The 13,457-nt window shown below is 73.4% G+C and carries 12 protein-coding genes; 3 read left to right on the top strand and 9 right to left on the bottom strand.

Annotated features, from left to right (window positions below; all coding sequences use genetic code 11):
• Positions 1-5 precede the first annotated feature (5 nt).
• From LV78_RS23230 to LV78_RS23190, 9 genes are all read right to left on the bottom strand, one after another.
• Positions 6-1,442, bottom strand: a complete 1,437-nt coding sequence (locus tag LV78_RS23230) for an NAD(P)(+) transhydrogenase (Re/Si-specific) subunit beta (RefSeq protein WP_253847723.1) — start codon at positions 1,440-1,442, stop codon at positions 6-8.
• Positions 1,439-1,792: an NAD(P) transhydrogenase subunit alpha part 2 gene (locus LV78_RS23225; RefSeq protein ID WP_253847722.1), complete on the bottom strand. Its 354-nt coding sequence runs from the start codon at positions 1,790-1,792 to the stop codon at positions 1,439-1,441. The genes LV78_RS23230 and LV78_RS23225 overlap by 4 nt, the downstream gene beginning before the upstream one ends.
• Positions 1,792-2,913 carry an NAD(P) transhydrogenase subunit alpha gene (locus tag LV78_RS23220; RefSeq protein ID WP_253847721.1) on the bottom strand — a complete coding sequence of 374 codons (1,122 nt, stop codon included), beginning with the start codon at positions 2,911-2,913 and terminating at the stop codon, positions 1,792-1,794. The genes LV78_RS23225 and LV78_RS23220 overlap by 1 nt, the downstream gene beginning before the upstream one ends.
• A 172-nt stretch (positions 2,914-3,085) precedes the next feature.
• Entirely contained in the window at positions 3,086-3,727 is a 642-nt protein-coding gene (locus LV78_RS23215) for a GNAT family N-acetyltransferase (protein WP_253847720.1), read from the bottom strand.
• Positions 3,728-3,740: 13 nt separating this feature from the next.
• Positions 3,741-4,466: a YwiC-like family protein gene (locus LV78_RS23210; RefSeq protein WP_253847719.1), complete on the bottom strand. Its 726-nt coding sequence runs from the start codon at positions 4,464-4,466 to the stop codon at positions 3,741-3,743.
• Positions 4,466-5,833, bottom strand: coding sequence for a multicopper oxidase domain-containing protein (locus LV78_RS23205; protein WP_253847718.1), 1,368 nt, complete (start codon positions 5,831-5,833; stop codon positions 4,466-4,468). The genes LV78_RS23210 and LV78_RS23205 overlap by 1 nt, the downstream gene beginning before the upstream one ends.
• A complete protein-coding gene (locus tag LV78_RS23200; protein WP_253847717.1) occupies positions 5,830-7,071 on the bottom strand; it encodes a hypothetical protein in 1,242 nt (413 codons plus the stop codon). Before LV78_RS23200 ends, LV78_RS23205 begins: the two co-directional genes overlap by 4 nt.
• Positions 7,068-8,150 carry a DUF8744 domain-containing protein gene (locus LV78_RS23195; protein WP_253847716.1) on the bottom strand — a complete coding sequence of 361 codons (1,083 nt, stop codon included), beginning with the start codon at positions 8,148-8,150 and terminating at the stop codon, positions 7,068-7,070. Before LV78_RS23195 ends, LV78_RS23200 begins: the two co-directional genes overlap by 4 nt.
• The gene (locus LV78_RS23190; protein WP_253847715.1) at positions 8,150-8,836 is read right to left on the bottom strand and encodes a helix-turn-helix transcriptional regulator; all 687 of its coding nucleotides are present in this window, start codon (positions 8,834-8,836) and stop codon (positions 8,150-8,152) included. The genes LV78_RS23195 and LV78_RS23190 overlap by 1 nt, the downstream gene beginning before the upstream one ends.
• 313 nt (positions 8,837-9,149) lie before the next feature.
• Here LV78_RS23190 and LV78_RS23185 point away from each other — a divergent pair, with 313 nt between their 5' ends.
• The 3 genes from LV78_RS23185 to LV78_RS23175 all read left to right on the top strand — a co-directional run bounded on the left by LV78_RS23185 (position 9,150) and on the right by LV78_RS23175 (position 13,455).
• Entirely contained in the window at positions 9,150-11,621 is a 2,472-nt protein-coding gene (locus LV78_RS23185; RefSeq protein ID WP_253847714.1) for a M14 family zinc carboxypeptidase, read from the top strand.
• Between the two features lie 325 nt (positions 11,622-11,946).
• Complete coding sequence (locus tag LV78_RS23180; RefSeq protein ID WP_253847713.1) at positions 11,947-12,495, top strand: EF-hand domain-containing protein; 549 nt, start codon at positions 11,947-11,949, stop codon at positions 12,493-12,495.
• Positions 12,496-12,498: 3 nt separating this feature from the next.
• A complete protein-coding gene (locus tag LV78_RS23175) occupies positions 12,499-13,455 on the top strand; it encodes an SAM-dependent methyltransferase (RefSeq protein WP_253847712.1) in 957 nt (318 codons plus the stop codon).
• Positions 13,456-13,457 lie beyond the last annotated feature (2 nt).

The following is a 13,457-nucleotide window of genomic DNA, read 5'->3' as shown; positions in this document are numbered from 1 at the left end:
GCGCGCTACAACGCCTTGAGCTCCTCGATCACCGCGTTGACCGACTTCTTCGCGTCGCCGAACAGCATGGACGTGCGGTCCGCGAAGAACAGCGGGTTCTCGATCCCGGCGTACCCCGACGACATGGACCGCTTGAGCACGATCACCGACCGCGACTGGTCGACGTTCAGGATCGGCATCCCGTAGATCGGGCTGGACGAGTCGGTGCGCGCGGACGGGTTGGTGACGTCGTTCGCGCCGATGACGAGGGTGACGTCGGTCCGGCTGAACTCGTCGTTGATGTCGTCCATCTCCTTCATCGCGTCGTACTCGACGTCGGCCTCGGCCAGCAGCACGTTCATGTGCCCCGGCATCCGCCCGGCGACGGGGTGGATGGCGTACTTGACCTCCACCCCCTTGGCCTCCAGCAGCGCGGCCATGTCCTTGACCGCGTGCTGCGCCTGCGCGACGGCGAGCCCGTAGCCGGGCACCACCACGACCTGGCCCGCGTAGGCCATCCGGATCGCGGCGTCGGACGCGGAGGTCGCCTTGACCACGCCCTGCGGCCCTCCACCGCCACCGGCGGCCGAGGCCGCGCCGAAGGAGCCGAACACGATGGCCGGGATGGACCGGTTCATCGCCACGGCCATGAGGTTGGTCAGGATCGCGCCGGACGCGCCGACGATCATGCCCGCGACGATCATCGCGGTGTTGTCGAGCGCGAGCCCGGCCGCGGCGGCGGACAGGCCGGTGAGCGCGTTCAGCAGCGAGATGACCACGGGCATGTCCGCGCCGCCGATCGGGAGCACGACGAACAGCCCGATCAGGCCCGACGCGACCAGCACCAGCACGATCCACCACGCCGACGACCCGCCGCCGTCCCCGGAACCGACCCCGACGTACCCGCACGCGGCCAGGACCACCAGCACCAGCGCCACGTTGGCGAGCTGGAAGGCGCGCGCGGACGAGACGAGCCCGCGCTCCAGCCCCTTGCCGAGCAGCTCCTGGAGCTTGAGGAACGCCACGAGCGAGCCCCAGAACGAGACCGACCCGATGACGGCCGCGAACAGCGAGCCGGAGACGAGCACGGCGGGCGGCGACTGGTCCGCGCCGAGGTGGCTGAACCCGTCGGTCTCGATGAACTCGGACCAGGCGATGAGCGCGACCGTGCCGCCGCCGACGCCGTTGAACAGCGCGACGAGCTGCGGCATGGCGGTCATCCTGGTGCGCCGCGCGGGCACGACGCCGAGCACGGTGCCGAGCGCGAGCCCGGCGACGATGAGCACCCAGTTGATCGAGGCGGTCCCGCCGACCTTGATCAGCGTGGCGACGACCGCGACGCCCATGCCCGCCGCCGCGATCCAGTTGCCGCGCACGGCGGTCTTGGGCCCGGTGAGCCCGGACAGGCCGAGGATGAACAGCGCGAAGGCGACGACGTAGAGCCCGCTGACCAGGTAGCTCACCTGCCCGCCTCCCCGTCCTTCTCGACCGCCTTGCCCGCGATGGTCTTCCCGGCCGCGCTCTTCCCGCCCTTGAACATCGCCAGCATCCGGTCGGTGACCAGGAAGCCGCCGACGACGTTGAGCGTGCCGAAGACCAGCGCGACGAACGCGATGGCGCGCGGCCCCCACCCGGCGTCGGCGGGCAGCTCGCCGAGCACGATGAGCGCGCCGAGCACGACGATGCCGTGGATGGCGTTGGTGCCGGACATCAGCGGTGTGTGCAGGGTGTTGGGCACCTTGGAGATGACCGCGAACCCGACGAACCCGGCGAGCACCAGGATCGCCACGTTGGACAGCAGCTGCTCGTACATCAGCCCTCCTTCCCGGTGACGAGCGCGCCCGCCACGATCTCGTCGGCGAGGTCGGGCGCGAGCGCGCCGTCGGTGATCAGCAGTTCCAGCAGGGAGGTGACGTTCTTGGCGTACAGCTCGCTGGCGTGCTCGGGCATCGCGGCGGGCAGGTTGACCGGCGAGGCGATGGTCACCCCGTGCCGCACGACGGTCTGCCCCGGTTCGGTCAGCTCGCAGTTGCCGCCGGTCTCCCCGGCGAGGTCGACCACGACGCTGCCGGGGCGCATCCCCTCGACGGCGGCGGCGGTGACGAGCCTGGGCGCGGGCATCCCCGGCACGAGCGCGGTGGTGATGACGACGTCGAACCCGCTGATCGCCTTCTCCAGCTCCTTCTGCTGGGTGTCCCGCTCCTCCTCGGTCAGCTCCCGCGCGTACCCGCCCGCGCCCGCGGCGTCGATCCCGAGGTCGAGCCACCTGGCCCCGACCGAGCGGACCTGGTCGGCCACCTCGGGGCGCACGTCGTACCCGGTGGTGCGGGCCCCGAGCCGCTTGGCCGTGGCGAGCGCCTGGAGCCCGGCGACCCCGACCCCGAGCACCAGCGCGGAGGCGGGTTTGACCGTCCCGGCGGCGGTGGTGAGCATGGGGAAGAACCGGGTGGAGAGCGTGGCGGCGAGCAGCACGGCCCGGTAACCGGCGACGTTGGCCTGCGAGGAGAGCGCGTCCATGGCCTGGGCGCGCGAGATCCGGGGGATGGCCTCGACCGCGAACGCCCGCACCCCGGCGGCCTCCAGGTCGGCGATCCGGTTGTCCGCGCCGCGCGGGGCGAGGAACCCGATCAGCACCTGCCCGCGCCGCAACCGCGCGACCTCGGCGGCCGAGGGCGGCGCGACCTTGACCACGACGTCGGCGTCCCAGGCGTCCCCGATCGCGGCCCCGGCGGCGCTGTAGAGGCCGTCGGGCAGCAGCGACCCGTCACCGGCCCCGCTCTCGACGACGACCTCGACCCCCCGCCCGACCAGCTCGGCGACCGCCTTGGGCACCAGCGCGACCCGCCGCTCACCACCCGCGGTCTCGCGCACGACCCCCACGCGGACGACGGCGCCGGACGCGCCGCCCTCTCCGGTACTCAGCGCTGTGTCCAACTCTCCGCCCTTCTCGCAAGGCTGGTGGGTGCGATTCAACGCCCAGCGTCACCACGGCCCGGCACGGCCTCCGCACGCCCGTCCGAGCCCAGGACCGGCGCGAACACCGCGAAGCCGCCCGAGGGGTCAGCACGCGGCGCTCACGGCGCGAAGTGTGACGCAGCCCACTGGATCACGCCGGGCGGTCGACCAGCCCCACCATCTCCGCCAGGTGCCCGGCCTCGGCGGCGTGCGCGTAGTAGCCGAGGTACAGGTCCCGGAGCACGAGCACGACCCCGTCCGCCTCCAGCACCGGCTGCGCGACACCACCACGCCACAACAACACCATGGGCACCCGCTGCCCGTGTTCGGCGAGATCGGGCATCTCGTACCCGCTGATCGCCGTAACGACCCGTGCGCCCCACCGCTCGTAGAACCCGATCCGCCGCGCGGCCAGGTCGCCGGGGGTGCGGGCGGGGTCCTCGACCTCCAGCACGATCCCGGTCACCCCCGGATCGCCCAGCACGTCCTCGGCGACGGCCTCCAGCAGCGCGCCGCCGGTCCCCGAGCCGCGCGAGGAGGCGGAGACGGCGAGGTACTCCAGGTACAGGGCCCCGGACTCCGGCAGCCGCACGCCGGTGGCGAACCCGAGGAGCTCGCCCCCGAGGTGCGCGGTCCACAGGAGGTCGCTGCTGCGCGTGGCCACGGTGTCCCGCTCGCCGCGCTCGGACGGCGGGAACGCCTCGGCCCACACCGCGTCGACCCGCCGGACCTCGTCCTCGTCGAGCCCGGCCCACTCCCGCCGCCGCACCAGCACCCGGTCACGCCCGCTCATCCGCGCACCCCCGTCACCCCACCGCCACGACCAGCACCAGCGCGCTGGCGACGATCTCCGCGAGCCCCACCTGCTTGGGCGTGAGCGGGTACCCCGGCAGGACCCAGGCCCGTGCCAGCAGAGCCGCGAACACCACCGCGGAGAGTAGACCGAACGGAGCAACCGCGCCGAGCGCCACGACGTGGAACACCACCGACGCCACCAGGTACACCCGGTTGCCCCGCTCCCGGATCATCGTCTTGACGTAGAGCACCGTCCCGGTGAAGTACAGCAGCGTGACCAGGAACGGCACGAGGACGCCGGTCAGCGGGGCGTCCGCGACCACCGCCACGACCAGCACCATCAGGCAGCTCTGCACCACCGACACCAGGTCGTTCACCAGCGCCCGCTCCCGCCGCCGGTGCGCGTGCCAGCAGTTCACCGCGATCAGCGCCCCGTACGCGGGCGCGAAGAGCAGCAGCCGGGGGCACGCCACGAGCACCGGCAGCGCGAACGCCGCCGTCACCGCCCCGTACCAGGTCAGCTGCTCCCGGAACTTCCCCGGACGCCGCGTCTTCACCGCCTGGAGCGCGAAGTACGACAGCAGGTACCCCGACAGCCACGCCCCCAGCAGCGGCAGGTCCCACCACCGCCACCCCGCCACGAGCACCCCGGCCAGGTAGGGCAGCAGGAGCATCGCCCACGCCCCGTGCTGCGGCGGCAGGAACTTGCGGACGGTCCGCCTCGACGGCCCGGCCATCAGCCGGTCACCTCCACGATCCCCCGCGCCCCGCGCTCGGCGTCGACCATGGCGTGGCTGACGAACGGGTAGTGCCCGGCCTCGGGGAACACCGTCTCCACGAACCCGCCCTCCGCCGGGGCCAGCGGCAGCACCTGCGACCCGCCGGGGTCGCCCGGCTGCAACCGGTAGGTCCCCTCCGCGTACACCCGGTCGAACTGCGCGCCGACGACGTGGAACGCGCCCGACCGGTTCGGCCCGACGTCCAGCAGCCAGAACCGGACCCGCTCGCCGACCTCCGCCGTGAGCGGCCGGTGCGCGTACTGCGCCGCGTAACCGTTGAACGCCACGGCGTCCGGGTTCTCCGCGCGCATCTTCGCCTGGTCGCCGCCCAGGTACAGCTCGGACTGCACCAGCACGTACTCGCGGTCGACGGCGGGCAGGTCCGGCGGGTCGATGATCACCGCGCCGTACATGCCGTTCGCGATGTGCAGCATCATCGGCATGGTCGAGCAGTGGTACATCCAGATGCCCGCCTTGGTGGCGGTGAACCGGTAGGTCAGGCTCTCCCCCGGCTCGATCGGCCGCATCGGCCCGTCCGGCGCGAGCGCACCGGCGTGGAAGTCGACGCCGTGGTCGACGGTCCCGTCGTTGTGCAGCTCGATCTCGAAGACGTCGCCGACCTTGCCGCGCAGCACGGGTCCCGGTGCGGTCCCGTTGTAGGTCCACATCACCTGCCGCACGTTCGGAGCGATCTCGACCTCGACCTCCTCGACCCGCAGCACGTGCCGGTGCACCCGCTCGCCGGACGCGGCGGGCAGCGCGGCGTCGCGGGCCCGGAAGTCGGCGGACGGCGCGGCCATCGTGTCGATCGACTGCGGCGCCGCGCCGTGCTCGCCGTGCCCTTCGGCGGAACTGCCGTGCTGAGAGTGGTCCGCGGCGGCCTGCGCGCCGGACCCGGTGGTGGTGATGGTGAGCGTCATCCCGGCCTGCCGGTGACCGGGCAGCGAGCACCACCCGTCCACCGCCCCGCCGATCACCCCGGCGTCCAGGGTCACCTCCGCGCCCGCGCCGACCGGACCGGTCCTCTGCCCGGTGGCCAGCACCAGGTCGTGCCGCCGCTGGTCGGAGTTGGTCAGCACGATGACGAGCCGGTCCCCGGCGGGCACGCTGATCACCGAGGGCTGGTACCGCATCTCGACGATGCTCACCTCCACCGTCGTGGTGCTCCCGGTGGGCGTCACGGCGGCGGCGACCTCGGTGGTAGCCGGTCCGCCGTCCGCGACGCGCTGCGCCGCGATGCCCGCGAGCACCGCGACCAGCACCAGCGCCACCCCGGCCGCGACCCCGCCCAGCGGTCGGTTCTTCTTCTCGGACAAGGCCTTCACCTCCGCTTGAGCAGCACGCGGGCAGCGGGCAGCAGGAACTGGAGCAGCGCGACGACCAGCAGCGTCGACACCGCGATCCGCACGTACGGCACGGCGGGCAGCACGAACACGACCAGCGCGGCGTTGCCCATCGCCACCCGCTGGGCCCAGTGCCGGTCGAACAGCTCGCCGCGCTCGCGCACCGCCCCCGGTCCACCGCCGAGCACCACCGGCATGAGGTAGGCCAGCGCTCCCAGCAGGATCTGCGCCACCGCGCCGACCAGCAGCGGCGTCAGCACGTCGCCGAACCCGCCCACCGCCTCGTGCGCGTCGGACGCCGACAGCACCGCGACCGCGTCGACGCCGAGCGCCACGAGCAGCCAGCCGACCCCGGCGGCGATCGACCACGCGGCGAAGGACTGCGGCGGTTTCCGCCAGGCGGTGCGGAAACCGGGCACGACGGTGACCACCACGGCCACCCCGAACACCCCGATCCCGGCCGCCGCGAGCACCGGCCACCAGGCCAGAACGCCGATCCCCAGCAGCACCACCCCGGTCACCGCCGTGGGCAGCGCGGTGCGGGCGGCTGCGGGCGCGCCGTCGTCGAGCCGGGTGCGCAGCACGGTGGGCCACAGGGTGAACAGCGTCCCGACGATGGTCAGCGCGACCCAGCCCAGCACGTTCACGTGCGCGTGGAACAGGATCAGCCGGTCGCGCGCGCCGTCGTCGGTGACCAGCATCCAGGCGCCCACCGGGATGCCGGTGAGCAGCGCGCAGCAGGCGGCGACGTAGTAGTGCGCGGTGACCGCGAACCGGGCGGGCAGCGCGGCGCGGAGCCGGGCCGCCAGCCAGCACAGGTGCCAGGCCACGGCGGTGAACACGACGGCCGCGCCGACCACCCCGGTCCACGGCCAGTCGGTCGTGCCGCCGACGAGCACCAGCACCACCCCGGCGTTGAGCGCGATCAACCGGATCGACTCGCCCCGCCGGTGCGGCAGCGCGGGGACGCGCAGCACCGCCGAGGTGAAGTGCGCGCTCCACACCAGGATCGCGTTGGTGGCCGCGCCGAGCATCAGCAGGTGCACGGCGAGCCAGTACCAGGTGGCGATGAACGTGTGCGCGAACGAGAGGACGACGAGCGCGGCCAGGTAGACGGCCGGGACGAACCCGACCCGCCAGTGCCAGTTGGCCCGCCCGGTGGGCGTGACCGGCGTGATCGGGATCTCGGCCCGTCCCGACTGGGGTGAGAGGGGGATCATGCCGTGACCCGCTTCCTGCCTGCGGCCGACGAGAGCGCGGCGGCGCAGCCGACGAAACCCAGCACCGCCACGACGTTCGCGTAGCAGGCCCACCGCCACAGGTCCTTGAGCCCGGTCGTGTCGCCGATCCCGACCCGCACCGCCAGGGACAGGTGCAGCAGCGCGAGCGGCGCGTAGAGCGCGGGGTGGTACGGCAGCGGGCGGCGCAGCACGGCGGGGAGGATCACCGGCGCGTGCGCGAAGACCATGGACATGGTGAACCCGAGGAACACCGAGTGCAGGACGGCGTCGTACCGGTCCCCGTCGAGCGCGGCGCCCCCACCGGCCCAGAGCACCCCGGCGACCGCGAGCCACCCGTACCCGGCGAGCAGCCCCACGGCCACGTAGCGCGGCAACCCGCTGCCCCGCACCGTGCGCCGCGCGACGTCGAACACGACCAGCCACCCGGTGAGGGCGAGCAGCGCGAACCCGAACAGGTGCGCCCCGAACGAAGGCCACAGGTGAACCGCGAGGGCCCCCACGACGAGCCCGCACACCACCGCGAGGAACCACCGCTCGACACCGGCCCCGAGCATCCCGACCCGCGCGAGCTCAAGCCGCTCCCCCGCGATGGTGGCGATGACGAAGACCGCCATCCACGGCACGACCTCGGGCACGAGGAACCCGGCCAGCCACAACAACCCCGCCGCGTACCAGGCGAAAGCCCCCACGGCCTGGGCGAGCAGCGCGACGGACCCGTGCCGCTTCCACAGCTCCCGGTAGATCCCGAGCAGCCCGATTCCCCCGAGCACCAGCAACAGCTTGCCCACGAACCCCGGCCCACCGCCGAGCAGCACCAGCCCGCCGACGGCCGAGCACCCCGGCGCCAGCAACCCGATCCGCCGCCCGAGCGCGACCGCCCGCTCCAACGCGACGAGCGATCCCACGAACCCGAACACCATGACCGGCCCGTGCACCTCCTCGACGGGCGAGGACGGCGCGGGCACGGCGGCCCCGGACAGCAGCAGCGCCGCGTAGAGCCCACCGAGCAGCGCGAGCGCGGCCCCCACGAGCACCGGAACCCGCCACCCGACCCCCATCACGACTCCCCGTCGTCGGGAAGCCGCACCACGCAGGCCTTGGGCGCCCCGAAGGGCACGAGCACCGCAGCGTCCCCGTCGCCCCCGCGCTCGTCCAGCACCCCGCGCACCACCCCGGCGTGCAACGTGCACATGGTGTCGGGCGCCTGGTCCACGAGTTCGAGGAACGGACAGGTCCGCAAGTGCAGGTCCACCGCCCCACCGGCCCCCTCGTGCAGCACGGGGCTGAACCCGAGCCCGTCGAACACCGAGCTGACCGTCTCCACGGCCCCACCGGCCCCGGACTCCCCCGCGAGCTGCCGCCCCCACTCCCGCCCGACCCGCTCGGCGGCGGCGGGCCCCCCGTCGGGGTCCTTCCCGAGCTGCCCGAGCAGAACCGCGGCGAGCGTCCGGTAGGGAGCGGGCGCCGGGTCGTCGGCGGCGGCGCGGTACCGCCAGGCGGGACGCCCCGGCTGCCCACCGCCCGCACGCGCCTTGACGACGAGGCCAGCGCCGACGAGCCGCTCCAGGTGGGCGCGCGTGGTCGACAGGTGCTGCCCGGTGGCAGCCGCGACCTCAGCCGCCGTGAGCCCGCCCTCGGCGGCCCGCACGAGCCCGAGGATGGCGACCCGGCTCCCGGACCCGAGGGCCCGGTGCTGCGGCGTGTCGATGGCCCCACCGCTGGGCCCAGCACCCGTGGTTTCCACGGTAGAAGACGTTATAACGTCGATTGGCAGCAAAACTAGTCAGGGTGGCCACAGCCACACCACCAGAGCCCTGACCTGCTCGTTCACCGGCGCGCCCCGAGGCGCGCCGTCCCAGGAGGAGAGCGAGCCGCCCACCACCACACCGCCTCCCGCACAGGCGTTCCCCTCGCCGGAACAGTTCCGGAACACCCCGTTCACCCCACCCGGCGCAATCACCGGAATGCCGCAGCGACACCGACTTCCGGGTATGGCCGCCGCACCCGCCCGCCCCCTAGCGTCGATCGCCTGTGCGCTCGACGAAACGGAGCCCCGCATGACACCCAGATCCACCCCGGTGGTGCGAGCAGCCATAGCGGTGGGGGCGACGGCCTTAGCGGTCACCGCGCTCACCGCCCCCGCCGCGACCGCCCAGGACCGCGTCCTGCGCGCCGACCGGGCCGTGACCAGGGCGTGCTTCGACTCCCCGCTCCCGGCCAGGACCCCTGGCGTCGACCGCCGCGAGGTCACCTCCGGCGTCGACGGCCTGATCCAGGCCCGCCTCTCCCCCGGCACGGGCGCCGAGGGCGACTGGGACCTCGCCGTCTTCGACAAGGCCACCGGGGCCGTCGTCGCCGCCTCCTCCGCCCTGCGCAGCCGCGAGCTGGCCGAGAGCTTCGTGACCAAGGGCCAGGCGCTCGTCGTCCAGGGCTGCCGCTACTCAGGTCCGGCCAAGTCCGCCGTGCTGGGCGTCGACTTCCTCGCCCTCACCCCGCAGGGCGCCCCCACCACGGCCGAGCGCGCCGAGGTCGTGCGCGTGCACACCCCGCAGCCGAAGGACAAGACCGCCCTCCTCGGCCTCGACCTCGACCTCACCGAGAAGGGCGACGCGACCGGCGTCGAGGTGGTGCTGGCCGGTGACGCGGACCGGAAGGTGTTGCGCGACAGCGGTTTGACCTACACCACCGTCGACGCCGACCTGTCCAGGACCTCCCGCGAGCACGCCGAGCACGACCGCGAGTACGCCGCGTCCCGCGCGTCCACGGCCCTGCCGTCCGGCCGCACCTCCTACCGCCACCTCTACGAGTACGACCACGAGCTGAAGGAGCTCGCCCGCGCGAACCCCAAGCTGGTCAAGGCATTCACGCTGGCCGAGCCGTCCGTCGAGGGCCGGGACGTGGTCGCCGTCGAGATCGCGGAGAACGTCGGGAACGCCAACGACGGCAAACCGGTCAACACGGTCATGGGCGTGCACCACGCGCGCGAGTGGCCCGCGAGCGAGCACGCGATCGAGTGGGCCTACGAGCTGGTCGAGGGCTACCAGGACAAGTCCCTCAAGCCCCTGGTCGCCAAGACCCGCAACCTGATCGTCCCGATCGTCAACGTGGACGGCTTCTCCATCTCCCGCGAGGCCGAGCCCAAGGGCGATTTCTCCCGCTTCGACTACGAGATGAAGCGGAAGAACTGCCGCGCCTCCGACTCGCCGCCCGCGCTGGGAACCGGTGTGTGCAAGGCGAATCCGGGCGGCAGCGCGCGCGGCACCGACCCGAACCGGAACTACGCGGGCTTCTGGGGCGGCGCGGGCGCGAGCACCTCGTGGAGCGGGGAGACCTACCGGGGTTCCGCGCCGTTCTCCGAGCCGGAGACCCGCAACATCCGCAAGCTCGTCTCCGAGCGCGCCGTCACCAACCTGATCACCTTGCACACCTACGGGAACCTGGTGCTGCGCCCGCCGGGCGTGGCCGACGTGCGCGCGCCGCTGGAGGAGCCGGTCGTCAAGGCGCTGGGCGACAAGATGGCCTCCCGCAACGGTTACGAGAGCATGCCGTCGTGGGGCCTGTACGACACGACCGGCACCACGGACGACTGGTCCTACTGGACCACCGGCGGTTTCGGGTTCACCTTCGAGATCAACACGGCGGGCTTCCACCCGGCGTACGAGAACGCCGTCGTCGCCGAGTACCTGGGGACCGCGCCCGCCGCAGGCGCGGGCAAGGGCGGCAACCGGGCCGCGTTCCTGGACATGCTGGCCAACGCCGCCGACCCGGCCGCGCACGGCACGCTGACCGGGACCGCGCCCAAGGGCTACGAGCTGAAGGCGCGCAAGACCTTCCAGACGCCGACCTCGCCGGTGCGCCAGCCGGACGGCACCACCACGCCGCCGATCATGGTGACCGAGACCCTGGAGTCGAAGCACACCGCGCCCGGCGGCCGGTTCTCCTGGTCGGTCAACCCGTCGACGCGCCCGTACGTCGCGGGCCGCTACGGGCGCGAGCCCCAGGCGCCACCGCAGTCCTCGATCACGCTGGTCAACCCGCCCGGCGTGCCCGCCGAGAACCCCTCGTTCCCCTCGGACCAGGGCGCCGAGGTCATCCCGTTCACCGTGAGCGGCCTGCCGTCGGCGGACAACGGGCGGTTCGACGTGTCGGTGTCGTGGGGGTCCGCCGCGACCGACTGGGACCTGTTCGTCCTGAACGCCGCCGACGAGATCGTCGCGCAGTCGGCCACGGGCGGCACGAACTCCGAGCGCGCCGTCCTGGTCGACCCGCCCGCGGGCGAGTACCGGGCGGTGCTGGTGAACTACTCGCAGGCCGATCCGGCGAACCCGGACGACTGGTCGAACGGCAGGGTCGAGTTCGCCTCGCCGGTGCCGCCGACCTACGGCGTGAAGGAGGCGTACACGGTCACCTGCACCGACAAGCGCGGCAGGCTCGTCGGGCTGACGGACGTGTTCGTCGACCGGGGGCAGAGCGTGGACGTGGGCGCGCTGTGCACCGACTCGGCGCGCGCGACCAAGCAGCGGCGCTGACCCGCCTGGCGGCCCCCCGCCACGGGGGGCCGCCCGCCTTCTCCCTCCCCCCGCACCCACAAGCCCACAAATCCAGAACCACCCGCCAGGGCAACACTTCCCCGTTCAGGGCCATCCGAAGACCACCGCGCAGTGATCACCGGCCCGTTCCTGAGCGCCTGAGAGACCTCCCCTCCACGACCGTGGAGCACCCCGGCGACGCGCCGTGATCACCGCGCTGAGCAGCGAGAACCATCCCGGCCACCCCGCCCTCCCCGTCCCCTAACTTGGGAACCGGATCACCCGCACCGGGTGGTCGACCCGACCGGGAAAGGGGTGCGCGACCGTGCGGACCGAGGTGAAGCCGATGGCGCTGGCGAGGGCGGAGCTGATCTTCTCGCTCTTCGACGCGGACGGCAGCGGCGAGCTGGAGATGAACGACTTCGACCTGATGGCCGACCGGGTGGACGCGGCGGCCTCGGGCTCCGAGATGTCCGACCGGCACGCCATGCGCGCGGCGCTCGCGAACTGGTGGGAGGTGCTGGCCGACCACCTGGACGTGGACCGGGACGGCCGGATCACCCTGGACGAGTTCTGCGGCTGCGTGCTCTCGCCGGAGCGGTTCGAGGACGCGGTGGCGGTGTTCGCCCGCGCGCTGGCCGTGCTGGGCGACCCGGACGGCGACGGCATGATCGAGCGGCCGAGGTTCCACGCGCTGATGACCGCGTTCGGGTTCAGCCGGGACAACATCGAGGCGCTGTTCGACGCCTTCGAGCCGACCGCCGACGACGAGGTCGAGGTGGGCACGTGGGAGTCGGCGATCAAGGACTACTACCGCCCGGACAAGGCGGGCATCGCGGGCGACCACCTGGTGCCCGCGCAGAGCAGGCGCTGACCCGTGGCCGCGGCGGGACGGGCGGGGACGAGGCCCGAGCGGGCGATCGGCGAGGGCGTGAGCCGCACGGCGCTGCTGATCGCGGCGGCGCGGGCGGTCGAGAGCACCCGTCCCGACGCGGTGGCGGTGGACGGGTACGCGGCGCGCTTCGTCCGGGCGGAGCCGAGCGCGGCGAGCTGGCCGCTGCGCTTCGAGGACGTGCCGGGCGGCGACGCGAACCCGCTGTGGAGCGGGGACGCCCGCTACTTCGGCTTGCGCACCAGGGTCTTCGACGACCACCTGCTGGAGGTGGCGCGCGCGGGGACGCGGCAGGTGGTGCTGGTGGCCGCCGGTCTGGACGCGCGGGCGCTGCGCCTGGACTGGCCACCGGGCACGGCGGTGTTCGAGGTGGACCGGGAGCACGTGCTGGGGTTCAAGCAGCGGGTGCTGGACGACGCGGGCGCCCACCCGACCGCACGCCGGGTGCCGGTGCCGACCGACCTGGAGGCCGACTGGCCGTCAGCGCTGCTGGCAGCCGGGCTGTCCCCCGACCAGCCGACCGCGTGGCTGGTGGAGGGCCTGTCCATGTACCTGTCCCGCGCCGCCCTGCGGGCGCTGCTGGCCGACCTCACCAGGCTGTCCGCGCCCGCGAGCACGCTGGCGCTGGAGGTGAAGCCGAGCTCGCACAGCCCACACGACCCCCTGGCCCCGTTCTACACCGAGGCGCGGGCGGTAGCCGACGTGGACCTGCCCGCCCTGTTCGACCACGACCCACGCCCGAACTCCGAGGAGGACCTGGTCCTGCTCGGCTGGACGGCGACGAGCAGGCGGGCCACCGAGTACGCCGAGCCCCACGGCCAGGCGACCCCCACCCCGGACGGCGCGTTCGGCGACAACACGTTCGTGTTCGCACAAAAGCCCACCGTCCCCTTACCCCGCCCAACCCAACCACGCTCCCCACGGCGGTCCGGGAACCGCTGAGG

It is taken from the genome of Actinosynnema pretiosum (assembly GCF_024171695.1).
Classification (GTDB): Bacteria; Actinomycetota; Actinomycetes; order Mycobacteriales; family Pseudonocardiaceae; genus Actinosynnema; species Actinosynnema pretiosum.
Note: the sequence above shows the minus strand (reverse complement) of the source record. Positions and strands in the feature narration are given on the sequence as shown.